We start from the raw sequence: 25858 nt of genomic DNA on the forward strand, positions 1-25858 counted from the left end.
CATGTTTGATCTTAAAAATAGCTTAAAGAAACAGAGCGGCAAAATTTCCCAGACGCTGCTGATCAGTGTGGTCATCAGCATAACTGTACTTCTCAGTATTCTTTTAATTATATCGGGTAAGAATAAATCAGTAACTTCAGATGAACATGCAGAAGAAGGCGAAGAGAAGCATGAAAGTGAAACTGAAGAGCATGCAGATGGTGTGAGCTTATCGGCGAAGCAATTGGTTGAACAAGGCATACAGCTCTCTGTGGTCGATCAAGGTCCAGTGGTTAAACTCAGTTCTTATCCGGCAAAACTGAATGTAAATACGGATCAGCAAGCGCATGTTTCCCCGAGTTTTAGCGGCCATGTCGAAAATGTCTATGTAGAGCTCGGCCAAAAGGTTCAAAAAGGGCAGCCTTTGGCCGCATTGCTTGTGCCTGATTTAGTCGATCAGCAGGCCAATCTTAAAATTGAACAGACCAATCTTGAACTGGCGAAACAAGATTTTGAGCGTGAGCGTCAGCTTTGGTCACAGGGCATTTCAGCAAAGCAGGACTATCAACGGGCTTATAGCAGCTATCAGCGGGCGCAAATTCAAGTTCAAGCCGCTCAATCCCGTTTAAGTGCATTTGGCGCCGTGAATTCCAGTAACGGGCGTTATATTTTGAAAGCCCCGATTTCCGGCGTGATCAGTAAAAAAGATTTGGTTCTTGGGGAAAATGTTCAGTTGGCCGATCAGCTCTTTACAATAGACCAGTTAGATCAGCTTTGGCTTGAGTTTATTGTGCCGAATGCTGAAATGATGGATTTGTCCCCAAATCAAAAGATCGAATTTAAATCGCTGCAAACGGAAAAGGTCTATCAAGCGGTTATTCAGACTTTAAATACTGAAGCGGACACTCAAACTGGCCGTCTGCAGGTACGCGCAAAAGTTGAATCGAAGGCAGCCGAATTGCGTCCAAACTTGATGGTGAATGTCCTGCTGCAGCAGAGTGAAAACAGTGCATTGCGGGTGCTCAAGTCTGCAGTTCAGAATGTCGATGGAAAAGATGTGGTTTTTGTCGCCACTCAGCACGGACAGAAAATTGAATTCAGTCCGCAAGCCGTAAAACTCGGCCAATCGTCTGGAAACAGTCCATGGATTGAAGTGGTCAATGGACTGAATCCAGGACAAAAATATGCTGGTCAAGGCAGTTTCTTGCTGAAATCTGAGCTGGAAAAAGGAGAGGCTTCGCATGAGCACTGAAACCCCTCAAATATCTGATACCGAATCGGCAAAGCCTGAAGGGCTGTTTGATCGGCTGATTCAGTTTTCAATTCAGAATGCCATTTGGGTTATGCTTTTTATTGCGGCTTGGATAGGTGTGGGCTTTTACAGCTATCAAAAGCTGCCCATTGATGCCGTACCCGATATTACCAATACGCAGGTGCAGATTAACACTCAAGCCAATGGCTTTACTGCTTTGGAGATGGAGCAGCGGATTACTTATCCCATTGAGAATGCCATGTCGGGCATGCCGAAAATGGAACAAACCCGCTCTATTTCCCGCTATGGCTTATCGCAGGTGACTGTCATTTTTGAAGATGGCACTGATATTTACTGGGCCAGACAGCTCATTAACCAGCGCTTGCAAGAAGCGATGGGAGAAATGCCAGAAAATATACAGCCGGCAATGTCGCCTATTTCGACAGGTTTAGGCGAAATCTATCAATGGGTGATTAAAGCCGAACCTCATGCTAAGAAGCCGGATGGAACAGCTTATTCCGCGATGGATTTGCGTGAAATTCAGGATTGGATTGTCAGACCGCAATTACAGCGCGTAAAAGGCGTTGCGGAAATCAACAGTATTGGCGGCTTTAATAAAACCTATGTGGTTGCCCCGGATCTGAACAGATTGCAGCAATTGCAAATCCCTTTAGTTGATTTACAAACGGCCTTGACAGAAAACAATGAAAACCGCGGTGCAGGCTATATCGAGAAAAATGGACAGCAATTAACTGTTCGGGTTCCCGGGACTTTAAACACGATTGAAGATATTCAAAACATCAGCATTGCCAATAAAAACGGCTATCCGATTCGGGTCTCAGATGTTGCCAAAGTATCGATCGGCCATGATTTAAGAACCGGCGCGGCAACCTATAATGGTGAAGAAACTGTATTGGGCATTGCCATGATGATGATGGGCGAAAATAGCCGTACCGTTGCTCAAGCGATTGATGAAAAAGTGGAATCCATTCAGCAATCCTTGCCTAAAGGCGTAGTGATTGAGACGGTATACGACCGCACGCATTTGGTGGACCGGGCGATTAAAACCGTTCAGAAGAATTTGATTGAAGGTGCAATCCTCGTCATTGTGATTTTATTTCTGTTTTTAGGCAATTTCCGCGCTGCGCTGATCACGGCTTGCGTTATTCCGCTTTCAATGCTGTTTACCTTAGCTGGTATGGCAGAACAGAAAATTAGTGCGAATTTGATGAGTTTAGGCGCATTGGACTTCGGCATTATTATTGATGGCGCAGTGGTTATTGTCGAAAACTGTATTCGCCGGCTCGCCGAAGCTCAGAAAATGAAAGGCAGTTTGCTGAGCCGATCTGAACGATTTAAAGAAGTTTTTCTAGCAGCCAAACAGGCGCGCCGCCCGCTCATTTTTGGACAGTTGATTATTCTGGTGGTTTATCTGCCCATCTTTACCTTAACCGGTGTAGAAGCCAAACTGTTTCATCCTATGGCAATGACCGTAGTGCTGGCCTTAATTGGCGCCATGATTTTGTCCGTCACTTTTGTGCCAGCCGCAGTTGCACTATTTGTTACTGGAGAAGTCAAGGAAACTGAAAGCCGCTGGATGCATTGGCTTAAAACTAAATATGAAATGCTGTTAGATAAGGCCTATGAACTTCGTGTATTGGTGATTGTCGTAGTGGCCAGTATTTTAGTTCTTACGGGAGTATTAGCCACTCAAACAGGGAGTGAATTTGCGCCTCAACTGGGTGAGGGGGATTTTGCGGTTCAGCAAATGCGTTCTCCGAGTACGGGCTTAGAACAGTCACTGCGGATGCAGGAAAATACTGAAAAGTTGCTGCTGAAAGAATTTCCTGAAATTAAAGCGATCTTTGCCCGTACTGGCACAGCAGAAGTCGCGACAGATGTCATGCCGCCTAATATTTCAGATGGCGTTGTACTGTTAAAGCCCCATGATGAATGGCCTGATCCCAAACAAACCATTGATGAGCTTCGCCAAAGAATGATTAGGTTCTTAGCAGCATTGCCAGGAAATAACAGTGAGTTTTCACAGCCCATTGAACTGCGCTTTAACGAGTTGATTTCTGGGGTGCGAAGTGATGTGGGCGTCAAATTATTTGGCGATGATATGGAAGTGTTAAATCGCGAAGCGAATAAGATTTCTCAAAAAATTAAATCCATTTCAGGTGCGACAGCCGTTAATGTAGAACAAACCAGCGGCTTGCCCTTATTAAATGTAGAAGTGGATAAGTCTAGAGCCGCACAATATGGCTTGTCGGTCAGAGCCATTCAGGATCTGGTAGCGACCAGTGTCGGTGGTCAAAATGTTGGAACAATCTTACAGGGCGACAAGCGTTTTGATTTTGTGATTCGCCTAGATGACTCTCAGCGGAGTCCTGAGCAATTAGCGCTGCTTCCGGTGCAATTGCCGAATGGGGGATTAATCCAGCTGCAAGATGTGGCGCGTGTTGAAAATATCTTGGGGATTAATCAGGTCAGCCGTGAAAATGGCAAACGCCGTGTTGTCATTACCGCAAATGTAGAGGGGCGAGATTTAGGCTCATTTGTAACAGAGCTTCAAAGCACGCTATCCGCACAGGAATTACCAAGCGGATACTGGATAGATTATGGGGGGCAATTTCAAAATCTGATGTCTGCCAAAGCGCGCATGCAATTGGTGGTTCCACTGGCATTGCTCACTATTTTTATTCTGCTGATGGCTGTATTTCACAGCATTAAAGAAAGCCTGCTGGTCTTTAGCGGTGTGCCATTTGCCTTATGTGGCGGCTTAGTCGCATTGTGGCTGCGCGACATACCGCTATCTATGTCTGCAGGCGTTGGCTTCATTGCACTCTCTGGTGTAGCCGTGCTGAATGGTTTAGTCATGCTCACTTTCATCAAAGAGCTGCGGCAGCAATATGACCTTTATTATGCAACGTGGCAGGGGGCAATTTTGCGTCTTCGACCTGTGCTGATGACTGCCTGTGTGGCATCGCTTGGCTTTGTCCCAATGGCATTGGCAACCGGAACTGGGGCGGAAGTACAGCGGCCTTTAGCAACTGTTGTGATTGGAGGAATTATATCCTCGACCCTGCTGACATTGGTTTTATTTCCGGTTCTGTATCGATGGATAAATGAAAAGAAAGTTTCTTAATACAATAGGTTAATCAATTTGAAGCAGAGATATTGGGTTTATATCCAGTATCTCTGCTAATTGTAAATATCGGAAGGAGAATATTTCATGGCAGAACATTATGATCATAGCCATATGGCTGCTCCTGAAAAGAAACAGACTGATTAACTCTGCTTATGGTTCGTTTGTCATACATACATCTATAATTTCTGAAAATGTTAAAAATAAAACTTTTATGCTTACAGAGCTTTGTTGCACAAACATTTAAAAGTTAAAGTTGCCCCTAAAATACTCAAATTTAGAAAACAACTCGGGTCAATGATCTGTCTAATCCCGCAAATTTATTCAGCACCGATATACGTGCATGGATTGCAATCACCTGCCTTGAAAAATGTTTGGAACTGACCAGTTAGAGATGAATCGTACGAACAATTGCTGTTCTTAAGCCAAGTTTTGGTGAATCAAGAAAACCTTTTGATCTGGTTTGATCCTAATACCAGTGTGAATAGCGACCATTCCCCTAAGCAAATATTACCTATTCTTGGACTGCCAATACTTCCGCAAAATACTAAAAAGTCTTTTAAGAAATCAGGAGCTTTTTTATGAGTGATTTTGTCTCACATAGCGATTCTGCGTATAAAAGCGCTATCATAGCGGCAGTAAAATTTTGGATGCGCTTATGAAAATCATTGCGGATGAAAATCTGGCATTTACCGATTATTTCTTTGCCGAATTTGGAACGATTGAACATAAAGCTGGCCGCAGTTTAACGCACGGTGATGTGAAAGATGCCGAAGCACTGCTGGTTCGCTCAGTCACAAACGTAAATGCTGCATTGATTCAGAATACGGCTTTAAAATTTGTCGGCAGCGCAACCATTGGTACAGATCACTTGGATATTCCTGCGATTGAACAGCAGGGAATAGCATGGTCAAATGCAGCGGGCTGCAATGCGCAAGCCGTCGCGGAATATGTGATTACAGCATTGCTGAAGCTCAAGCCAGAGCTGATGGAAGCCAATGAGCAGTTTACATTAGGCATTGTTGGCCTAGGCAATGTCGGTTCCCGTTTGGCAGTTATGGCCAAGCTTCTAGGATGGAGCGTGATTGGCTATGATCCATTTGTCCAGCGCGATCATGTGAAGCAGGTAGAATTTAAAGAATTATTACAGCAGGCAGATGCAATCTCTATCCATGTGCCGCTGACCAAGACAGGGCAGCACCCAACTTATCATCTTATCAACGCAGAAGTACTGTCGCAGATGAAACCGCAAGCTGTATTAATTAACTCTGCCCGCGGGCCAGTGGTTGCAGAAGCTGATCTGATTGCCGATATTAATCATACGCAGCGTCAGGTTGTACTGGATGTGTTTGAACATGAACCTGAAATTTCAGAAGAATTATTGAACTTAATCACTTTAGTGACCCCGCATATTGCAGGCTACAGCTTGGAAGGCAAGGCGCGCGGTACGCAAATGATTTATGATGCTTTTTGTAAAACTTTTGCTGCAGCGGCAGATAAAAAGTTTGAAACACAGCTTCCAGTCTGTGAGCAATTTTTCCAAAATCAGCCGCTGAAAACGGTGTTGAAACAGCATTTAGCAGAAATTTACGATATTGCCCGTGATGATGCTGCTTTGCGCGCCTGCGTCAAAGCTGGCAAAGTTGTGCAAACGGCTTTCGATCATTTGCGTAAAACCTATCCGCTTCGGCGTGAATGGGCGGCGCACGGAGGCCCTAAAGCATGAGTCAGCCGATGAACCATCCCACGCAAAAATCAGTTCAGTATCAGCCCACCTGTGATCTAAAAGCAATGCGCGCCCGTGCGCAAATGTATGCGCAGATTCGTCAGTTTTTTGCTGAGCGTGACGTGCTTGAAGTGGAAACGCCTATTCTTTCACAGGCAGGCGTAACGGATGTGCATTTGGCTTCGATACAAGCGCAGCGCCATGTCATGGGGAAATTGCAAACACATTATTTGCAGACTTCGCCGGAATTTGCCATGAAGCGCCTGCTGGCCAGCGGCAGCGGCCCTATCTATCAAATTTGCAAAGTCTTCCGTGATGATGAGCATGGCCGTAAACACAACAGCGAATTCACCATGCTGGAATGGTATCGTCCGGGCTTCAGTTTGAAAGATTTAATGTTTGAAGTGACGGATCTGTTGAATGCCGTCCTGAAGCAGCGTTTTGGAGCAGTTCGTCCAACCATCCTAAGCTATAAGCATGCCTTTATTGACCGGTTAGAATTAAACCCGCTGCAAGCGTCATTGCAAGAGCTTAAAGATTGCTGCCGCCGCGTCGGAATCAGCCTGGATTTAGGCGATGACCGTTTAGGCTATATCGATTTGCTGTTTTCACATTTTGTAGAACCGAGTTTAGGCTTTGATACGCCCGTTTTTCTGACAGATTTTCCGCCTGAATTAGCCTCTTTAGCGAAAACACGCATTGATGAAGACGGCGAGTTAGTTGCAGCCCGTTTTGAATTGTATATTGAGGGCTTGGAATTGGCGAATGCCTATGATGAGCTGATTGATGCTGACGTGCTGCGCAGCCGTTTTGAAGCAGACAATGCAGAGCGGGAAAAGCTGGGATTGCATGTCATGCCGATAGATGAATTTCTACTGGCTGCATTGCCCAATATGACGGAATGTTCGGGCATTGCTTTAGGGATAGACCGCTTGCTGATGATTGCTACTGAGCAAATGCGTTTAGACCAGGTGATTACATTTCCTGCGGATATTTCGTAAGTTGGGAGTGAAATGGCTTTCGGATACACGGGTTTAATCAGAAAAGCGCTATCGCAAAAATATCAGCTGATGCTGTGAAAGATGGCTGATTGTTATGTTCAACCGCATTTTTAATGTTGAAGAGGTCATTTAAGACATCAATTAGAAATACTGATTAGCCATGCTGAAATGGTGAATAAAAAAGCTCCGTGAGGAGCTTTTTTTATTAGATTGTCAGGGCTGCGTGCTGTGCCTTCAATTCAGCCAGTGCCGCAATGCGCCGCTCTATCAGCATCTCGCCAATATCAGAGCCTTGGACGTCTGGCGGAAGGTCTTGCGCTTTAATGCTGCGCACCACTTGCATGGCGTCCAGTACATATTGCGCTTGAGGATAGTCTCTGTCTTCTAGTCCTAAACGGCCGCGGGAGTCACATTCGCAGGCCTGCACAAAAGCTTCAACGCGTTCAGGGCGGCGTAAGACATCTAAACGCTGCAATAGGCGCCACAGTGTTCCCGGTTTTAGCGTCAGCGCCTGATGGCATTTCAGATGCTCTTTGCAGACAGCGATTGCCAGCTGTTTGGTATTGGTTGGAACACGCAGCCGTTCACAAACCTCAGTTACGGGCTGAATGCCGCGCTCTTCATGCATAATATGGCGCGGCAGCTCTTCTTGCGGCGTTAAGGCTTTCCCTAGATCATGCACCAGTACAGCAAAGCGCACATCCAAAGAGTAATTGGCGCGGCAGGCTTGCTGCAGTGACATCATGGTGTGAATGCCGCAGTCAATCTCAGGGTGGTATTCAGGGCGCTGCGGAATGCCATAGAGCTGATCAAGCTCCGGAAATAAAACTTTCAATGCGCCGCATGCGCGCAGCACTTCAAAATATTCATCGGCATGATCTTCCATGAGGGCGCGGGCGGTCTCTTTCCAAACGCGTTCAGGCGTTAAAGCTTCCAGTTCGCCAGACTCTGCCAATTGCGTCATCAGCCTAAAAGTGTCATCAGCAACTTTAAAGCCTAATTTTTTATAGCGGGCCGCAAAGCGCGCAATGCGCAAGACGCGTAGCGGATCCTCAGCAAAAGCCTCAGATACATGGCGTAGCACGCGCTGTTCTAAATCTTTTTGGCCATTGTAAGGATCATATAAATTGCCATTATCGTCTTGCGCAATGGCGTTAATGGTCAGGTCGCGCCGCATTAAATCCTGTTCCAGCGTAACCGCTGGATCTGTATAAAATTCAAAGCCATGATAACCATGTCCTGCCTTGCGTTCAGTCCGCGCGAGTGCATATTCATCTTTGGTTTCTGGATGCAGGAAAACAGGGAAATCTTTGCCCACAGGCTGGTAGCCTTGAGCAAGCATTTGTTCCGGCGTTGCGCCGACAACAACATAATCTTTTTCGTGATAGGGGTGTCCGAGCAGCTGATCCCGAACTGCACCGCCTACTAAATAAACTTGCATGAAAAAACCTCTATTCTTGAAGCCATCATGCTACAGAATAGAGGTTTTCTCAAGTCTCTAAGTGTGATCTAGCCAGCTAAATTACAGCGCGGACTTCTCATTTTCTTGAATCTCAGCAACCGTTAAAGCAGTCATGTTCACTAAGCGGCGGGTCGTCGCTGTCGGTGTTAAAATATGAACTGGTTTGGCTGCGCCCAGCAGGATTGGGCCAATTGTGACATTGTTGCCTGATGTTGCTTTTAGCAAGTTGAATGAAATGTTGGCTGCGTCCAGGTTAGGCATGATAAGCAGGTTGGCTGAACCCTTAAAGCGCGAGTTCGGGTATGCAAAATGACGGATGTTCTCATCAAGCGCCGCATCACCGTGCATTTCACCTTCCACTTCAAGCTCTGGGGCAATTTCAGACAAGATGTCATACACCTGACGCATTTTTTGCGCGCTGGCATCGCTTTGATCTGAACCAAAACTTGAGTGTGAAAGCAGCGCAACACGCGGCGTAATGCCAAAGCGGCGGACTTCTTCCGCTGCCAAAATAGTCATTTCAGCCAGCTGTTCTGCCGTCGGGTTACGGTTAATGTAAGTATCAGCAATAAACAAGTTGCGGTCTTCAAGCATCAATGCATTCAGCGTGAAGAAGTTATTGCGGCCTTCTTTTAGTCCAATCACATTGCTGACGAAGTCTAAGTGAATGTCATAGCTTGAATACGTACCGCACAGCATGCCGTCTGCAACGCCATGGCGAACCAGCATGGCTGCAATCAGTGTAGAGCGGCGGCGCGCTTCACGCTGCGCATATTCAGGCGTCACACCTTTTCGCTGCATGATGCTGTAGTAGTCATCAGCAAATTTGTCGTAATCAGGATTTTTTTCTTGATCGACAATGGTAATGTTCACGCCGTCTTCAAGGCGCAGGCCTAACTTTTTGATGTTCGCTTCAATTACAGCAGGGCGGCCAACAAGAATCGGTTTGGCCAAATCTTCATCGACTGCAATTTGCACTGCACGCAGAACGCGCAGATCTTCACCTTCCGCGTAGGCAATGCGTTTTGGATCTGTTTTAGCTTGCGCAAAAATCGGCTTCATCATAAACGCAGAGTTATAGACGAATTCAGACAGGCGCTGACGGTATGCAGAGAAGTCTTGGATTGGACGGGTTGCTACACCAGAGTCCATCGCAGCTTGCGCAATCGCAGGCGCAATTTCTAGAATCAAGCGCTGGTCTAATGGGCGCGGGATCAGGTAATCACGGCCAAAAGATGCAGATTTTTCACCATAAGATGCAGCATCCGCCTCAACATGCGCCATGCGCGCAATGGCATGTACACACGCAATCTTCATTTCTTCATTAATGGTGGTTGCGCCTACGTCCAGCGCGCCGCGGAAGATATAAGGGAAGCACAGCGCGTTGTTGACTTGGTTTGGATAGTCAGAGCGGCCTGTCGCCATAATCACATCAGAACGCGCTTCATGCGCATGTTCCGGCAGGATTTCTGGATCTGGGTTTGCAAGGGCGAAGATGATTGGATCTTTCGCCATCACTTTAACCATTTCTTTGGTTAAAATGCCTGCAGCTGAAAGGCCGAGGAACATGTCCGCGCCTTCCATCACATCGGCAAGCTGGGTGCCTTCGATGTCTTGTACATAGGCTTTTTTAGATTCATCTAAGCCTTCACGCTTTGCGGTGAGCAGGCCGCGTGAATCGGCAACGATGATGTTCTCTTTCTTTGCGCCTAAAGCGCAAAGTAAGTTCAGGCAAGAAAGGGCAGCGGCGCCGGCACCTGAAGCAATAATTTTGATTTCATCAATTTTTTTGCCGTTCAATTGCAATGCATTTAATAATGCTGAACCGACAATAATGGAGGTGCCGTGCTGATCGTCATGGAACACAGGAATGTTCATGCGTTCGCGAAGTTTTTGCTCGATGTAGAAGCACTCTGGGGCCTTGATGTCTTCAAGGTTGATACCGCCAAAAGTCGGTTCTAAAGCTGCAACGATATCTACGATTTTGTCTGGATCGTTTTCAGCAATTTCAATGTCAAAGACATCGACACCGGCGAATTTTTTGAACAGTACGCCTTTACCTTCCATTACTGGTTTAGAGGCTAAAGGACCGATGTTGCCCAAGCCAAGTACGGCTGTACCGTTACTGACAACTGCAACTAAGTTGCCGCGTGCTGTGTAAAGCGCTGCGGTTGACGGGTCACGTTCAATTTCTAAACAAGGCGCAGCAACGCCTGGCGAGTAGGCTAGCGCTAAGTCATGCTGGTTGACCAATTGTTTGCTTGGCGTGACGCTGATTTTTCCCGGAGTTGGGAATTCGTGATAGTACAAAGCCTGCTGTTTTAAAGATTGATCGTCCATCTGTATCTCGTTTGTTCTGAGTTGCCCAAAAATGCGGGTAGTGTTTCTTAAATAAGCACGAATATATCACTTGTTCGGCACTTCGGACAGTCGCTAAAGTACCTTTTTCCAACAAACTTATAGACCGGAAAGATGTACTTAGATTAAGTATGTATAAGTGGCAGGGCGGATATTTTGTTTTAAATACACCGTTGCTTCCGCTTCAGGGAGCGGTTTGGAGAACAGATAGCCCTGCGCGATGTCACAGTCTAAATTTCGCAAATATTGCAGCTGCTGTTCGGTTTCAATGCCTTCTGCCACCACAGTTAAGCCCATAGCCTTGCCCATGGCAACCATAGCGCAGACGATGGCTTCGTGCTTGTTTTGACCGATTTTGGAAATAAAACTGCGATCTATTTTTAAAACATCAATAGGAAAATCAGCAAGATAGGATAGTGATGAGTAGCCTGTGCCAAAATCATCCAAAGAAATATTGATATGGCGGCTTTTTATTTCCTGCAGCAGTTTTTTGACTGTTTCTGAGTTTTCGATTAATGATGATTCTGTAATTTCCAATTCTAAGCTGTCGCCGGAAATTTCATTGGCTTTGATGGCTTCGTCCAAGTCGATCAGCAGCTGGCCGCGGCGCAATTGCTGGGCAACGACGTTCACTGAGACACAAATGTTATTAAACCCCATTTGGTTCCATTTCTTGATCTGTTTGGCGGTTTGCTGGATGACGATGCGCCCAATGTCTGAAATCAGGCTGGTCTGCTCGGCAAGCGGGATAAACAGCCCTGGCGGGATAATGCCTTTTTCAGGGTGATTCCAGCGCACCAGAGCTTCAAAGCCATAGATATTTTTATCTCTGAAATTGATTTTTGGCTGGTAATAGACCACCAGTTCATTGCTTTGAATCGCTTTGCGGAGCTCCCTTTCCAAAAAGATGCCTTGTTCCAGCAGCGCTGTGTTCTCATTAGAATATAAACGTATGGTATTGCCGCCAAGGTGTTTGGCTTCAGAAAGCGCTTGTTCCGCGCAGTTGTTTAAATAATCCAGCTGACGGCCATGCTCTGGATAGAGTGCAATGCCCATGGACAGTGTGATGACATGATCTTGCCCCAATATATTGAAGGGCAGTGTGAAAGCTTTGGCAATGCGTTCGCAATGTTCCATCACCGATGGTCGGATATGCGAAATTTCATACACAATGGCAAAATCATCGCCATTGAGATGGGCTAAAAATAAGGCCTCCGCATTGGTTAGACGCAGGCGCTGAGCAACTTGCCGAAGCAGCTCATCACCGCCGTTGTTGCTGAGGTATTCGTTCAGCGGGCGGAATCTGTCGATGTTCAGGCGTATGACGGCCAGCTGCTTTAAAGAGTCCTGCTGCGAAATCAAGTACTGATGCAGCTGATAGTTGTAATAAAACCGGTTGGGCAAATCGGTCAGGATGTCATAATTTTCTAAATAGGATAAACGCTGTTCCTGCAGCTTGCGTTCAGTCAAGTCTGAGACAATGCCGATATAATGGGCGACACGGTTTTGATCATCCAGCACTGCATTGATGTGCAGCCAAAGTGTTAATTCTTTTCCTGACAGGAATTTTTCCTGCAGTTCACCGTCATACTGCTGATGCTGCAGCACCTGCTTTAAAATCTCAGCATGCGCGCTGCGCTGCTGCGATTTATAATTTGCTGCGATATCAAATAAATGCTTGCCAATCATTTGTTCATGGCGAAAGCCGGTCAGCTGTTCATAACATGGATTGACGTCCAGATAGCGAAGCTCTTCATCTAGAATAAAAATGCCTTCAGCAGCTTGCTTAAGAACGCTGGCTGCCAATTTTAAACGCTCTTGCGATGTGCGCTCCTGCTGAATATCACGGCGGATGCCCACCATGCGCAGCGGTTTATTGCTGTCAGGGTCCCAGGCAATAATCCGGCCAATGTCATGCACCCAGCTCCATTTCCCAGTCAGGCTGTTTTGTACCCGGTAGGTCGATTCATAACGGTCATTCTGACCGCGTAAATGCTGTTTCATCGCATTTTTGAACTGTTCTGCATCATCTGGATGGACTGTATGCAGCAGTTGGTAATGATGCTCTTTTGAATCGCGCTGAGAGGTGCCTTTATGATTATTGGACAGGGAAATTGTTCGGTCTTTAATGTTCCAATCCCAGGGTTTTAAACCGGCAATTTCATGCGCAAGCTGAAGATTCTGCTGCTGATCTTCTAGATTTTTGTTCATTTGCTCGATATCGAAAGTCCGTTCTTTCACTTTCTGCTCCAGCAGCTGATTGTTCAGCTGAAGCTGCAGTTCGATATCTTTAGAGTGGTTGATTTCATTTTTGAGCTGCTTGCACAGGTCATCAGTCCACGCCACTTGCTGTTCGGCCTCTTTCACTAAAAGGCTGTTTTTAGCATAAAGGGTAGAAATGCGGCGGTGAATGCGGTATGACGTGGTTGCGCATAACAGTATGACAATTAAAGCAAAATTGATGGCTAAGCTGAACAGGTGGCTGCTTTTATCGAGAAATAAAAATTGTGAAACCAAGTAGGGCACAATGGAGGGTAAAAAGGCCAAGCAAAAGTAATTCAGCTTCTGTGTTAAATAGGTTAAACCAAAGGTTTGCGTTACAATCAGCAATAATGCAGATAAGGTCAGCGCTTGAATATCGGCAAAATTAGGATTTATAGACGGCAAATAATAATAAATGATGAAAATGCCGGCAGAGATCAGCGCGCCGATACTGAAGCATTGAAACTGAAGCCAGCGGTGAGCAATTTTTAAGTCAAATTGATGAGGCTTGAAATAGGCCGTGCTGATGAGCCAGCAAAAACTGGCAAATAATTCGGTAAAGATAAACCAAAAATTGAAATAAAAATTAACAGTGTTAAAGTAAATTTGGTAAATACAAAAGATATATAAACAGATGATTAAAATACTGAGAAGAAAATAACGGCTCAAGCGAAGCGTATTCTCGATTTGAGCAGCATGATTGTACTGCTTGATGTAGTCATATTGATCATCTGTCATCAATATAAGTGCCTTATTTAAATATAGTAATTAAAAGTCGCTTGTTGTTTTATTAATCCAAACACACTGGTTTTTCATCGCTTAATTTTTATTGCTTACAATTAGATTAATTACGTTAAACATAAAAATCAATCAAATTGTATACAAAAATATAATATTCGGATGAGCTAAGCTTTTAGGCGGTAATTCAAAATTGACAGGGCAACAATTGGAGCAGTTTCAGTGCGCAAGACTCGCGAGCCTATGCACCAGTTTTTAAAGCCGGCGGAATTGGATTGCTGAATTTCAGCTTCACTCAGCCCGCCTTCTGGGCCAATCAGCAGTGCAATTTTTAAAGATGCATCCGCCAGTACATCTGTTTCATCTTTATTTGGCGCTAAAACCAGTTTAGTCTCCGGCAGATCGTATGCCAGCCATGCCTCTAAACTGATCGGGGCATGAATTTTTGGCACAACATTCATGCCGCATTGTTCACAGGCCGCAATGGCAATGCCTTGCCAGTGGTCTATTTTCTTTTGGTCACGGTCATACTTCAAGCGCATTTCACAGCGTTCAGAGGTCAGCAGCTGAATTTCCGCCACGCCCAGTTCAACGGCTTTTTGAATCGCATAATCCATACGGTCGCCTTTACTCATGACTTGGCCGAGTAAAGCCTTAAAAGCAGGGGTGCGGTTGTCTGGATTAAATGAAATGATTTTGACTGAAGCAGACTTCTTGGAAGCTTCAGTCAATTCAACTTCGAATTCGCCGCCTTGCCCATTGAACAAGGTGGCTTTTTCGCCCACTTGCGCACGCAATACTTTAACCCAGTGATGAAAAACTGTTTCAGTTAATTCGATGACCGTATCAACAGTTAAATCAGCTTCAATAAAAAAACGGGGCATTTCAGTATTACTCGAGCAATGGGGGTTAAGCTAAGCCAAGGTCAGTGACAAGCTGACGCGTTGGATCAGTGGTGTTCATGGTGTAGAAGTGCAAGCTTGGCGCGCCGCCGGCAATCAGGCGTTCGCAAAGCTTCACAATCACTTCATGACCAAAGGCTTTGATTGAATCTGTGTCATCACCATAGGTTGCAAGCTGCTTGCGGATCCAGCGCGGAATCTCAGCGCCTGTACCGTCTGCAAAGCGGATTAAATTGCTGGCATTGGTGATTGGCATGATGCCTGGTGCTACAGGAATGTTCACGCCTTCTTTCTGAATGCGCTCTACAAAGTAGAAGTATGCATCTGGATTAAAGAAGAACTGTGTCAATGCTGCGTTTGCGCCGGCATTGGCTTTGTCGCAGAAACGCTTGATGTCTAAATCAAAGCTGTCTGCTTGCGGATGCATTTCTGGGTAGGCCGCAACTTCAATTTTGAAGTGATCACCTGTATGTTCACGAATAAAACGTACTAAGTCCGTTGCATAAGGCAATTCGCCTAAGCCCACTTGACCAGACGGCAAATCGCCGCGCAGCGCAACAATGCGGTCAATGCCTTGTGATTTATATAAATCCAGCAATTCAGCAATACGCTCTTTGCTGTCACCAATACAAGACAGATGGGGAGCAACAGGTGTGCCTTTGCCGTTAAAATCATTCAATGTAGACAAGGTGCGTTCACGGGTAGAACCGCCTGCACCATATGTTACAGAGAAAAATTCAGGATTGAGCAACTGAAGTTCTTGATGTACAACTTTAAGTTTTTCCGCGCCAGCGTCAGTTTTGGTCGGGAAGAACTCAAAGGAAATAGGAATCTGTTTTGACATGTTCAAATCCTTTTTTATAAATACTGTTTGTTTATTATTTCCCTCATCCCAGCCTTCTCCCTAAGGGAGAAGGGGAATCCATTACATTATTTAAAACGGTAATGAAAAATCCCTCTCCTGAGCGTGCTTTAAGCACTGCTTAAAAGTTCAGCGCAAGAGAGGTTAGGAGAGGTGAAAAACTTAGTATTTATAAGCCTCAGCTTTGAACGGGCCTTCAACTTGAACACCTAGGTAGTCAGCTTGTTCTTGAGTCAAAGTCGTCAATACGCCGCCGAAACCAGCAACCATTGCAGCAGCAACTTCTTCATCTAATTTTTTAGGAATCAGTTCTACGCGGATCGCTGCTTGTTTTTGATCTTCAGGAAGATCAGCAAATTTTTCAGCGAATAGGTGCATTTGGCCCAATACTTGGTTGGCAAACGAACCATCCATAATACGTGAAGGGTGACCAGTTGCATTACCAAGGTTAACCAAACGGCCTTCAGAAAGAAGAATTAAATAGTTATTTTCGTCTTCTGAACGGTAAACTTGGTGTACTTGCGGCTTCACTTCAACCCACTTGTAACCGCGTAGGTAGTTGGTATCGATTTCAGTATCAAAGTGACCGATGTTGCACACAACAGCGCCCGCTTTTAATGAATCAAGCATTGCAGCGTCACATACGTGGTAGTTACCAGTTGTTGTAACAATTAGGTCAGTGTTTTGAAGAAGGTCAAGGTTGATGTCTTCTTTCTTGCCAGTTTGTACGCCGTTTTTGTACGGAGCAACAACTTCATAGCCGTCCATGCATGCTTGCATCGCGCAGATTGGATCAACTTCAGTAACACGTACAATCATGCCTTCTTGACGAAGTGATTGAGCAGAACCTTTACCTACGTCGCCATAACCAATAACAAGCGCACGGCGGCCAGATAAAAGCATATCTGTACCGCGTTTGATTGCGTCATTTAGAGAGTGGCGACAGCCGTATTTGTTGTCGTTTTTAGACTTAGTTACAGAGTCGTTTACGTTGATCGCTGGAACTTTTAAAGTGCCGTCGCGGTGCATTTCGTAAAGACGCTGCACGCCAGTAGTGGTTTCTTCAGTAATACCGTGGATTTTAGCAATCACTTCTGGGTATTTTTCGTGAACAAGCGCAGTTAAGTCACCGCCATCGTCCAGAATCATGTTGGCATCCCAAGGTGTGCCGTTTACGTTAATTTGCTGTTCTAAGCACCAAACGTATTCTTCTTCAGTTTCGCCTTTCCAAGCAAATACTGGAACGCCAGCAGCAGCAATTGCAGCAGCAGCGTGGTCTTGAGTAGAGAAGATGTTGCAAGATGTCCAGCGTACTTCTGCACCTAATTCAACCAGCGTTTCAATTAAAACAGCAGTTTGAATGGTCATGTGGATACAGCCGAGGATTTTCGCGCCAGCAAGCGGTTTAGCGGCTGCATAGCGTTTGCGAAGACCCATTAGGGCTGGCATTTCTGCTTCTGCTAGTTTAATTTCTTTACGGCCGTAATCAGCAAGTGAAATGTCGGCAACTTTGTAATCTGTAAATGAAGCAGTGACCGCGTTCATCAGGATCTCCTAGAAAAAAATAGATTGGATCGTTATGTTCGCGGATGCCGTTTTTGATCAGCACTGTTATTTCACAGGCGCATGACCGAATCGTCGAGCCTAGCGATTTCACATTGCTATTTTTGAAAATCAGCCTGTGAAAAAGTCGCAGCATCCCTCGACTAGCGGGGTATTGTACTTGGAATTAGGATGAGTTCCAATCTGAAATTGATTAATATCTAACGGATAAGCATTTGATCTGTAAATTTTATGGAATAATGCGTTCTGACTTTATATAGGTCTGTTTGGAATAAAAGAATAATGATGAAAAAATTACTCGGAGCCTTGCCTCTAATTTCCGCGTCAATCATGGCCAACGACTCGACCGGCTATGTCGCCACGGGTGGTGTGCAGTATTTGAAAAATAAAGACATCCAAATGTTCAGTGAAGATCTATTTATTAGCAAAAAGATCATTAAAGTCGATTATCAATTCAAAAATTTGAGCGCTAAAGATGTGACGGAAACGGTGCTGTTTCCGCTGCCTAAAATTGAAAATTTCTTTGAGTCCGATTTTGCGGATACGGAACGCTTGCTTAAAAGCTTTAAGGTGCAGATCGATGGAAAATCTATACAGCCTGAGATGCATGTCCGGACTTTTATTTTAAAAGATGACAAGTCAGCGCCGGTAGATTTGACGGATGTTTTTAAGCAATGCGGTTTTAGCGAAAAAGAAATGCTGAATCCTTGGAATCGGCAAAATTATGAATATGAGGCTTTTGAAACCAAGCTAAGAGGCTGCAACAATGTAGCATTGCAAAAAGCGCTGCCGAAAGATAAAGAAGAAGTGATCACCTGGTCTTCGCAAGTGATTTACAGCTGGAAACAGACTTTTAAAGCCAATGCCTTAACACATGTGCAGCATCAATACGCGCCGCTGGTGGGCGGTTCTGTGGCGTTATATCCGGAAGAGGATACTAAAGCGTACTGCATGGATCGGAACTTTAAAGCTGGCTTAAAGAAAGCCAAATCGCAGCAGGCGCCTTATCAGGCATTAGGCTATATCTTAAAAACTGGGGCGAATTGGGCTAAGCCGATTCAGGACTTTAAATTGACCATTGAACGGGATGCTGGAGAGCTCGTGTCATTCTGCTGGGCTGGAAAAGTCAAAAAAATCAGCCCGACACGATTCCAAATGTCAGAAAAGAACTTTGTGCCTCAGCAGGATTTAGACATTATCTTTGTGCACGCTAAAGCCCATGAATGATTAAAACTTTCAGGCAAATTTTGAATGATTTGTTTATTATCGCTTCAGACAAATTTTTGAGTTTTGATTATGGCTTTGGAAATGCCTGAAGAATTATCCAGCCTGGAGGCCAATGGCGGAATTTACGCTGTTTGGATGCTGCTGCAGCATTTAGGAATAGATGCAGATATTCAGCAGCTGATGGAGGTCTGCGGCTATGAAGCTGGATATGGTACGACGACGATTGGTTTAGCTGTTGGACTGAAAAAATTTGGCTTTAACGTGCAGTTTTATACAGAACATGATCCGGATCTGCAGGAGGGTGAAAAACTCAGTTATGCTGAAGCAGCGCAATTGCAATTGCCTGTACTGCCTGCAATAGGTTATGCGGAAATTTTGCAGGCCTTTGAGCAAAACAAGTTTGTAATTGCCTATTACGATACCTTTGAAGGTATTGGCAATCACTCCTTGGTGTATGATATCGATGAAGCCGAAATCAGCTTCTTTGACAGCTTTGACGCCATGTCAGCCGAAGATTTTGAGCGGCAGCGTCAGGCCGAGGGGATCTGCCGTCAAGTCATTATCGTGAATGTTAATGACTATATCGCGAGTTGAACGAAATAGCTGTCATATAAAAAAGCCCATCTGTTGATGGGCTTTAATCGTTTCAATGAGCTTTGCGGTTACTGCTCAGCAGCATTGGCTTTTTCAGTCCAGAAATCCGCTTTTTCTTCATTTGCGTCAATGCCTAGGCCATTGGCATAAATGAACGCTAAATCACGCATGGCCTGCGCTTCACCGAGTTTGGCAGACTGTTCGACCAGCTCAATAGATTTGGCAACGTCTTTTTCAACGACATCGCCGCGGCGGTAAAAATTCGCTAATTCCAAAATAGCAGCAGGGTGATTATGCTTTGCCGCCTGTTCCAGCCAGCGGTGCGCATGTTCAAAATAAGCTTTCGATTCTTCAGCATCTTCTTCCTGCATGTCTTTGGCATAAACCGCATAGCCTTCGCCTAGCCAATACATCGCCTCAACATGCCCCAGCTGCGCCGCTTTCAGCGCCCACTCTTCAGCCAGTTCAACATGCTCATCATTGTCACTTTGCATGTAAATTTCAGCCAGTTCAAATTGAGCATCGCGGTTGCCTGCTGTCGCGCGGTTAAACAATGCAGGTGAAATAGGGAGGTCAGACATAGCGGATCCAAAAGTGCAGAATAGGCATAGCCTAATAGGTTGGCCTCAAAAAAGCCAATCTGAAGATCAGCTTTTAAGACCACAGGGTTTAAATGAAGTAAAACAGCACTGCTGCTGCGCCTATACTGGCTGTAAGGGCAGCAAAGGTTTTCCGCTTTGCGTATACAGCCTAGAGCAGGTGAGTGCTGAGCACCGTACACACGTATTTAAGCGAATCTATGTACAAACACATTTCACATCGCAAAGTGAACTGATAAAGCTTTTGGTGAACGCGGTAATCGACTGAATGATCAGGAATTCAGAAAAAAGAGCAGGCAAAAAAATAGCAGCCGAAGCTGCTACTTTTAAAACCATTTTGGATTAGCTTTCTTGCTGAATGCCAGCCACTTTCCAGTCTTCGCTAGAACCAGCAGGCTTTACAAAATGCCAAATTTCAGCAAATGGCTGTGGAAGGCTGTTTAAATCTTCGCTGACGGTGCCAGTAAAGCGAACGCTTACAACATATTGGCCATTTTCAGTTGTCGAATCAGCTACCATTGCATTTAAGTTAGAAAACTCAGCAACGTCCTGATCTTGATTGGCCATAATGTCGTTATACATGGACTGATAAAGATCTGGCGTTAAGTAGCGCTGAATTTCTGCAATGTTGCTTGCAGTATTCATTGACTGAATATGGTTAAAACGCTGACGCGCAACACGTAAAAAAGCCGCAGGCTCTGTACCATCCGGCAATTGGCTGCCGGAATTGGTATATACGCCGCCTGCAAAAGGCGCGTTGTTTACAGGTGCTTGAGACGCAGTAGAACCGCCAACGGACTGACCAAAAATATTAGTGCTGCCGCCAGCAGCTGAACCTGGCGCTGCATTTTGCTGACCAAACGGCCCATTATTGGCGTAAGCCATGTTTGATGAACCGTTATTTGGCGCATACGGATTATTGGCTAGTTTTTTTTTTGCGCCCATCTTACGGAAAATAAAGAAGGCAGCGGCTGCAGCAAGCAAAATCCAAATCCAGCTAGGAATGCCGCCTTTTTCTTCTTCTTGCGCGGCTTGCGCTTCAGAAGCCGCCTGAGTGTTTTTATCATCCGCCATAGCATTAGCGGCAACTGCACCAATTGCAGCGCCCGCTACACCGGCAGCCACCATGCCGCCTACATTTGAACCAGATTTAGCTGGCGCGCCTGCAGTTGCTGGCTGTTGAACTGGAGCAGCTTGACGAGGCTGTTGGTAAGACTGAGATGGGGCCGCTTGACGGCTCATACCGTGGCTTTTACCGCCACCTGCACGTTTTGCTTCTGCAGCTAAAGGTGCAACCAATAAAGCAGCGGTCAAAACGCCCGCAATCAAACCACGCTGTCGAACTTCCATTAAATTTACCTATATAAAAATAAAAAATCGCCCTGTATTTATGCAGGCATTTTATTTGAATTTCAATAGGAAAATCGTTTTTTTTATTAAAAAAACGATTCAAGACATGAAATAGCGATTAAGTCAGTTCTTCACTCAGATTCATTGCTTCAGTCAGCGCTTCATGCAGGCGTGCGACTGAGATGATATTTACGCCAGGAATCGGGCTTTGCGGCGCATTGCCGCGCGGTAAAATAATATGCTTAAAGCCGTGCTTGATGGCTTCTTTTAGCCGCTCCTGACCATTCGGCACAGGGCGTATTTCACCTGAAAGGCCGACTTCGCCAAACACAGCCAGCTGCTGCGGCAGCGCCTTACCCCGAATACTCGACGCGCAGGCCAGCAGTACCGCCAAGTCTGAACCCGTCTCGGTGATTTTTAAGCCGCCGACAATGTTGACATAAACATCCTGTCCTGAGGTTTGCACGCCGCCGTGGCGGTGCATGACGGCCAGCAGCATGTTCAGGCGGTTTTGGTCCAGGCCTAAAGCGACACGTCTAGGCTGACCCTGAGAATCATCCACCAGCGCTTGCACTTCAACCAGCAGCGGGCGGGTGCCTTCACGGCTGATCACCACAATTGAGCCGGGAATGGCTTCATCATAACGGCTGAGAAAAATCGCTGAAGGATTGGAGACTTCGCGCAGGCCTTTATCGGTCATGCCAAACACGCCCAACTCATTGACAGCGCCAAAGCGGTTTTTCACTGCGCGGATCATGCGGAAACGTGAATCAGACTGGCCTTCAAAATACAGCACACAGTCCACCATATGTTCTAAAACGCGCGGTCCGGCAAGGGAACCTTCTTTGGTGACATGGCCAACAATAAATAAAGATGTGCCGCTGTTCTTGGCAAAACGGGTCAGCAAGGCTGCTGATTCACGGATTTGCGATACGCCGCCCGGCGCAGACTGCAAGGTTTCGGTATACAGGGTCTGAATAGAGTCCAAAATGGCCACGGCTGGGCGTTCGTGCGCCAAAATATCGCATATGCGCTCTACACAAGTTTCCGCCATGACTTTGAGCTGATCGGTCGGCAAGTCTAAACGCTGTGCGCGCAGGGCGACTTGAGATAGGGATTCTTCACCGGTTACATATAAGGCCGAACTGTTGGCTGCCGCCATATGTGTGGCAGTCTGCAATAAAATGGTGGATTTGCCGATGCCGGGGTCGCCGCCAATCAGAACCACTGAGCCTGTGACCAAGCCGCCGCCAAGGACACGGTCAAACTCTCCAATGCCTGTAGCTAAGCGTGATTCACGTGAAACGGTCACTTTATTTAAGGTGGTGATAGAGGCTGCTTGGCCTGCATAGCCGCCGCTGCCCATTTTGGGCTGCGCGCGGTGGCTAACGGCCGGGGCAATGCTGACTTCTGTGAGGCAATTCCATTCACCGCAGTCTGTGCATTGGCCTGCCCATTTAGGATGATCAGTCCCGCATTGTTCGCAGCGGTAAACAGTTTTGACTTTACTCATGTAGCTTGTTATCTGTATAAGAAATTAGAGATGCTGAGAATGTAGCAATAGCGGCTTATAAAAACAATTTTTTGAGCAGATTCTCCGCATAATTTAAATTGGCACGCAAACTGCTAATTTATCAAGGACAGAGCCAAATAGAAAAGGATACAGGTGACATTGTTTAAAAAAACATCTAAAACGTAATTGGACGTTAAAAATATCAGCTAATCGCTCAAAAACCTTTTTTTATTTTTATTTTTTTGGGCTACTTTTACACACTGAATTCTGAGAGACAAAATAACAATGTCAAATGAAAACCTCAGTTCGACTACCGAAGATAGTGAACTAAAGCGAAGTTTATCTAACCGCCATCTGCAATTGATTGCTATTGGCGGCGCAATTGGTACTGGTTTATTCATGGGGTCAGGTAAAACGATCAGCTTGGCTGGTCCATCCATTTTACTGATTTACATGATTATTGGTTTTATGGTGTTTTTCGTCATGCGTGCGCTGGGCGAATTGTTATTGTCTAACCTCCATTACAAATCATTCATCGATTTTTCGACTGATTTGATTGGCCCTTGGGCAGGATATTTTGTCGGCTGGACCTATTGGCTGTGCTGGATCACCATCGGCATTGCAGATTTGTCCGCAATTATTTATTACCTGCAGTTCTTTAATGGAGGCATACCTTTTACACCAGGGGAAGGGGTGATGATCAGTATCGCCGCCATTGTGTTTATTATGGGGCTGAACCTTGTTACCGTAAAACTGTTTGGTGAGTTGGAATTTTGGTTTGCGCTGATTAAAATTATTGCCATTGTGGTCTTAATTGGCGTTGGCCTGTGGATGATCTTTACGGGCTTTACTTCAACGACAGGTGAAGTTGCTGCGTTTTCTCATCTTTGGTCGCATGGCGGTTTATTCCCTACAGGCGTCACGGGCTTCCTGGCGGGCTTCCAGATTGCCATCTTTGCCTTTGTGGGCGTGGAGCTGGTGGGTACTACCGCTGCGGAAACCAAAGATCCTGAGAAAAACTTGCCGAAAGCAGTGAATTCAATTCCAGTCCGCATCATTATCTTCTATGTGCTGGCCTTGGTGATTGTCATGTCAGTCACGCCTTGGAATCGAATTGACCCGACGGTTTCCCCGTTCGTGAATTTATTCAGTCAGGCGGGCATTGCGGCGGCGGCCATTATTATGAATTTGGTGGTGCTGTCATCAGTCATGTCTTCTATGAACAGCGGCGTGTTCTCAACATCCCGCATGCTGTTTGGCTTATCGCGTGAAGAGCAAGGCCCGAAAGCCTTTGGCCATTTGAATAGCCGCGCTGTTCCAGCCAATGCATTGTACTTCTCTGCAGTATGTTTGCTGTTGGGTGCAGCGCTGCAGTATTTTGTGCCCAATACAGTTGAAGCATTTACCTTAGCAACGACATTATCAACGATTTTGTTTATTTGCGTATGGCTAATGATTATCTGGAGCTACATTATTTATTACAAAACACGCCCAGAGCTGCATGCGAAATCAACCTTTAAGCTTCCTGGCGGCTTGTTTACCTGCTGGGTGGTCATCATCTTCTTTATCGGCATGATTTATGTGCTGTCTTTAGAAGCAGATACGATGAAAGCGCTGATGGTCAGCCCAATCTGGTTTATTCTTTTGATTATCGGTTACTTTGGTTTCTATAAACCGAAACACAAATAATTCAAGTAAAATAAAAAAACGCCAGCCTTAGACTGGCGTTTTTTTATGAGTGACGATAATCTCTAGCGTTTAGCGCTTCGGTCAGCCAAGCGATTGCGCTATACTTCTTTGAAAATATGGATAGGTGAACAGATGCGCCAAGTCATTTGCTGCATGAGTTTATGCGCCGTGGGTTTTGCTTTCACGGGCTGCGGTCAGTCGGGCGCTTTGCAGCTGCCGAACGATCAGAACCACGATAAACGTGCAAAATATTTGCTTTATTCAGATGCAGAAGCGCCACAAAAATCTGCGGAGCAGCCTGAACAGGCTCCAGTTCAGCCGCCAGCTGCGCCTGAAGATTCGACTTCCACCACTACACCTTAACTCTTAAAAGCAAGGATACATTCATGAGTTTTACCCGCATTAATGGGGTTTTGCACGCAGAGCAATGTTCTCTACAGCAGCTCGCAGAGCAATTTGGCACGCCGCTTTATGTTTATTCAAAAGCAACTTTTGAAAAACATTATTTAGATATGGACCGTGCATTCAGCTTTATCGATCATCAAATTTGCTTTGCGGTCAAGTCAAACTCTAATCTTGCGGTATTGAATGTATTGGCCAAGCTGGGCGCTGGTTTTGATATTGTGACGGGCGGCGAGCTGGCGCGGGTTTTAAAAGCGGGCGGCGATGCATCGAAAATTGTATTTTCGGGCCTAGGTAAAACAGAAGCCGATATTCAGAAAGCGCTGGAAGTAGGGATTGCCTGCTTTAATGTCGAATCTTATGCAGAGCTGGACCGCATTCAGAAAGTAGCGGCGAAACTAGGCAAAAAAGCGCCTATTTCGCTGCGCGTCAATCCAGATGTGGATGCCAAAACCCATCCGTATATTTCGACGGGCTTAAAAGAAAATAAATTCGGCATTCCATCTGACAGCGTGTATGAAACATATCAATATGCAGCGTCATTGCCCAATTTAGATGTCGTCGGCATTGACTGCCACATCGGTTCACAGCTGACAGAAACCCAGCCTTTTGTGGATGCTTTAGACCGCGTGATGGTGATGATTGAGAAACTCAAAGAATTGGGCATCAATCTTAAGCATATCGATATTGGCGGCGGCTTAGGTGTCACCTACAAGGATGAGACTCCTCCGTCCGTCGAAGAATATGCCAATGCCATGAAGCCGGCTTTAGAAAAATTAGGCATGAAAGTCTATATGGAGCCGGGCCGCAGCATCTCGGCCAATGCAGGCGTGCTGCTGACTAAAGTTGATTTGCTGAAACCGACCAATCACCGCAACTTTGCCATTATTGATGCCGCCATGAATGACTTGATCCGTCCAGCTTTGTACGAAGCATGGATGGATATTCAGGAAGTGACGCCGCGTAGCGATACTGAAGCGAAAGAGTGGGATGTGGTCGGCGCAATCTGCGAAACGGGCGATTTCTTAGGGAAAGAGCGCGAGCTTGCAATTCAGGAAAATGACATTCTTGCAGTGCTGGGCGCCGGTGCATATGGCTTTGTGATGAGTTCTAATTACAACAGCCGCGGCCGCGCTGCTGAAGTGATGGTCGATGGTGATCAGCCGCATTTGATTCGTGAGCGCGAAAGCATCGAATCATTGTGGGAACGCGAACGCCTGTTGCCTTAAGG

18 protein-coding genes are annotated in these 25858 nt (G+C 45.8%); 9 read left to right on the forward strand and 9 right to left on the reverse strand.

The window, feature by feature from the left end; genetic code table 11:
- The first annotated feature begins 1 nt into the window (after nt 1).
- The 4 genes from F941_RS05005 to epmA all read left to right on the forward strand — a co-directional run bounded on the left by F941_RS05005 (nt 2) and on the right by epmA (nt 7106).
- On the forward strand, nt 2–1231 hold the full coding sequence (locus F941_RS05005; RefSeq protein WP_005008530.1) for an efflux RND transporter periplasmic adaptor subunit: 1230 nt from the start codon (nt 2–4) through the stop codon (nt 1229–1231).
- Nucleotides 1221–4379: an efflux RND transporter permease subunit gene (locus F941_RS05010; RefSeq protein WP_005008533.1), complete on the forward strand. Its 3159-nt coding sequence runs from the start codon at nt 1221–1223 to the stop codon at nt 4377–4379. Before F941_RS05005 ends, F941_RS05010 begins: the two co-directional genes overlap by 11 nt.
- 658 nt (nt 4380–5037) lie before the next feature.
- Nucleotides 5038–6105, forward strand: a complete 1068-nt coding sequence (locus F941_RS05015) for a 4-phosphoerythronate dehydrogenase (protein WP_005008534.1) — start codon at nt 5038–5040, stop codon at nt 6103–6105.
- Between the two features lie 8 nt (nt 6106–6113).
- A complete protein-coding gene (epmA, locus tag F941_RS05020; RefSeq protein WP_171065505.1) occupies nt 6114–7106 on the forward strand; it encodes an EF-P lysine aminoacylase EpmA in 993 nt (330 codons plus the stop codon).
- 205 nt (nt 7107–7311) lie between these two features.
- Here epmA and F941_RS05025 read toward each other — a convergent pair whose 3' ends face one another.
- From F941_RS05025 to ahcY, 6 genes are all read right to left on the reverse strand, one after another.
- Nucleotides 7312–8547 carry a multifunctional CCA addition/repair protein gene (locus F941_RS05025; RefSeq protein ID WP_005008536.1) on the reverse strand — a complete coding sequence of 412 codons (1236 nt, stop codon included), beginning with the start codon at nt 8545–8547 and terminating at the stop codon, nt 7312–7314.
- 81 nt (nt 8548–8628) lie between these two features.
- A complete protein-coding gene (locus F941_RS05030) occupies nt 8629–10908 on the reverse strand; it encodes an NADP-dependent malic enzyme (RefSeq protein WP_005008542.1) in 2280 nt (759 codons plus the stop codon).
- A gap of 138 nt (nt 10909–11046) precedes the next feature.
- On the reverse strand, nt 11047–13926 hold the full coding sequence (locus F941_RS05035) for a bifunctional diguanylate cyclase/phosphodiesterase (RefSeq protein WP_005008544.1): 2880 nt from the start codon (nt 13924–13926) through the stop codon (nt 11047–11049).
- A 167-nt stretch (nt 13927–14093) separates the two neighbouring features.
- Complete coding sequence (locus F941_RS05040; protein ID WP_005008546.1) at nt 14094–14810, reverse strand: 16S rRNA (uracil(1498)-N(3))-methyltransferase; 717 nt, start codon at nt 14808–14810, stop codon at nt 14094–14096.
- A 25-nt stretch (nt 14811–14835) separates the two neighbouring features.
- On the reverse strand, nt 14836–15672 hold the full coding sequence (gene metF, locus F941_RS05045) for a methylenetetrahydrofolate reductase [NAD(P)H] (RefSeq protein ID WP_005008548.1): 837 nt from the start codon (nt 15670–15672) through the stop codon (nt 14836–14838).
- A 180-nt stretch (nt 15673–15852) separates the two neighbouring features.
- A complete protein-coding gene (gene ahcY, locus F941_RS05050) occupies nt 15853–17235 on the reverse strand; it encodes an adenosylhomocysteinase (RefSeq protein ID WP_005008549.1) in 1383 nt (460 codons plus the stop codon).
- A gap of 303 nt (nt 17236–17538) precedes the next feature.
- Between ahcY and F941_RS05055 the strand changes: the two genes are divergently transcribed.
- Together F941_RS05055 and F941_RS05060 are read left to right on the forward strand one after the other, a co-directional pair.
- A complete protein-coding gene (locus tag F941_RS05055; protein ID WP_026253312.1) occupies nt 17539–18480 on the forward strand; it encodes a DUF4424 family protein in 942 nt (313 codons plus the stop codon).
- Nucleotides 18481–18549: 69 nt separating this feature from the next.
- Nucleotides 18550–19074, forward strand: coding sequence for a cysteine peptidase family C39 domain-containing protein (locus F941_RS05060; protein ID WP_005008554.1), 525 nt, complete (start codon nt 18550–18552; stop codon nt 19072–19074).
- A gap of 68 nt (nt 19075–19142) precedes the next feature.
- Here F941_RS05060 and F941_RS05065 read toward each other — a convergent pair whose 3' ends face one another.
- The 3 genes from F941_RS05065 to radA all read right to left on the reverse strand — a co-directional run bounded on the left by F941_RS05065 (nt 19143) and on the right by radA (nt 22536).
- A complete protein-coding gene (locus tag F941_RS05065) occupies nt 19143–19655 on the reverse strand; it encodes a tetratricopeptide repeat protein (protein ID WP_005008556.1) in 513 nt (170 codons plus the stop codon).
- A 360-nt stretch (nt 19656–20015) separates the two neighbouring features.
- Complete coding sequence (locus tag F941_RS05070) at nt 20016–21023, reverse strand: Tim44 domain-containing protein (protein ID WP_005008558.1); 1008 nt, start codon at nt 21021–21023, stop codon at nt 20016–20018.
- A gap of 118 nt (nt 21024–21141) precedes the next feature.
- Nucleotides 21142–22536 carry a DNA repair protein RadA gene (gene radA, locus F941_RS05075; protein WP_005008560.1) on the reverse strand — a complete coding sequence of 465 codons (1395 nt, stop codon included), beginning with the start codon at nt 22534–22536 and terminating at the stop codon, nt 21142–21144.
- 285 nt (nt 22537–22821) lie between these two features.
- Between radA and F941_RS05080 the strand changes: the two genes are divergently transcribed.
- From F941_RS05080 to lysA, 3 genes are all read left to right on the forward strand, one after another.
- The gene (locus F941_RS05080; RefSeq protein WP_005008562.1) at nt 22822–24225 is read left to right on the forward strand and encodes an amino acid permease; all 1404 of its coding nucleotides are present in this window, start codon (nt 22822–22824) and stop codon (nt 24223–24225) included.
- A 132-nt stretch (nt 24226–24357) separates the two neighbouring features.
- Complete coding sequence (gene lptM / locus F941_RS05085) at nt 24358–24588, forward strand: LPS translocon maturation chaperone LptM (protein ID WP_005008564.1); 231 nt, start codon at nt 24358–24360, stop codon at nt 24586–24588.
- 23 nt (nt 24589–24611) lie between these two features.
- The gene (lysA, locus tag F941_RS05090) at nt 24612–25856 is read left to right on the forward strand and encodes a diaminopimelate decarboxylase (RefSeq protein WP_005008566.1); all 1245 of its coding nucleotides are present in this window, start codon (nt 24612–24614) and stop codon (nt 25854–25856) included.
- The last annotated feature ends 2 nt before the right edge of the window (nt 25857–25858 follow it).

The organism is Acinetobacter bouvetii DSM 14964 = CIP 107468 (assembly GCF_000368865.1).
Classification (GTDB): Bacteria; Pseudomonadota; Gammaproteobacteria; order Pseudomonadales; family Moraxellaceae; genus Acinetobacter; species Acinetobacter bouvetii.

What these genes read in the sequence shown, in the direction of transcription:
- F941_RS05005 (WP_005008530.1), top strand. Translation starts at nt 2, where the DNA reads ATGTTTGATCTTAAAAATAGCTTAAAGAAACAGAGCGGCAAAATTTCC.
- F941_RS05010 (WP_005008533.1), top strand. Translation starts at nt 1,221, where the DNA reads ATGAGCACTGAAACCCCTCAAATATCTGATACCGAATCGGCAAAGCCT.
- F941_RS05015 (WP_005008534.1), top strand. Translation starts at nt 5,038, where the DNA reads ATGAAAATCATTGCGGATGAAAATCTGGCATTTACCGATTATTTCTTT.
- epmA (WP_171065505.1), top strand. Translation starts at nt 6,114, where the DNA reads ATGAACCATCCCACGCAAAAATCAGTTCAGTATCAGCCCACCTGTGAT.
- F941_RS05025 (WP_005008536.1), bottom strand. Translation starts at nt 8,547, where the DNA reads ATGCAAGTTTATTTAGTAGGCGGTGCAGTTCGGGATCAGCTGCTCGGA.
- F941_RS05030 (WP_005008542.1), bottom strand. Translation starts at nt 10,908, where the DNA reads ATGGACGATCAATCTTTAAAACAGCAGGCTTTGTACTATCACGAATTC.
- F941_RS05035 (WP_005008544.1), bottom strand. Translation starts at nt 13,926, where the DNA reads ATGACAGATGATCAATATGACTACATCAAGCAGTACAATCATGCTGCT.
- F941_RS05040 (WP_005008546.1), bottom strand. Translation starts at nt 14,810, where the DNA reads ATGCCCCGTTTTTTTATTGAAGCTGATTTAACTGTTGATACGGTCATC.
- metF (WP_005008548.1), bottom strand. Translation starts at nt 15,672, where the DNA reads ATGTCAAAACAGATTCCTATTTCCTTTGAGTTCTTCCCGACCAAAACT.
- ahcY (WP_005008549.1), bottom strand. Translation starts at nt 17,235, where the DNA reads ATGAACGCGGTCACTGCTTCATTTACAGATTACAAAGTTGCCGACATT.
- F941_RS05055 (WP_026253312.1), top strand. Translation starts at nt 17,539, where the DNA reads ATGAAAAAATTACTCGGAGCCTTGCCTCTAATTTCCGCGTCAATCATG.
- F941_RS05060 (WP_005008554.1), top strand. Translation starts at nt 18,550, where the DNA reads ATGGCTTTGGAAATGCCTGAAGAATTATCCAGCCTGGAGGCCAATGGC.
- F941_RS05065 (WP_005008556.1), bottom strand. Translation starts at nt 19,655, where the DNA reads ATGTCTGACCTCCCTATTTCACCTGCATTGTTTAACCGCGCGACAGCA.
- F941_RS05070 (WP_005008558.1), bottom strand. Translation starts at nt 21,023, where the DNA reads ATGGAAGTTCGACAGCGTGGTTTGATTGCGGGCGTTTTGACCGCTGCT.
- radA (WP_005008560.1), bottom strand. Translation starts at nt 22,536, where the DNA reads ATGAGTAAAGTCAAAACTGTTTACCGCTGCGAACAATGCGGGACTGAT.
- F941_RS05080 (WP_005008562.1), top strand. Translation starts at nt 22,822, where the DNA reads ATGTCAAATGAAAACCTCAGTTCGACTACCGAAGATAGTGAACTAAAG.
- lptM (WP_005008564.1), top strand. Translation starts at nt 24,358, where the DNA reads ATGCGCCAAGTCATTTGCTGCATGAGTTTATGCGCCGTGGGTTTTGCT.
- lysA (WP_005008566.1), top strand. Translation starts at nt 24,612, where the DNA reads ATGAGTTTTACCCGCATTAATGGGGTTTTGCACGCAGAGCAATGTTCT.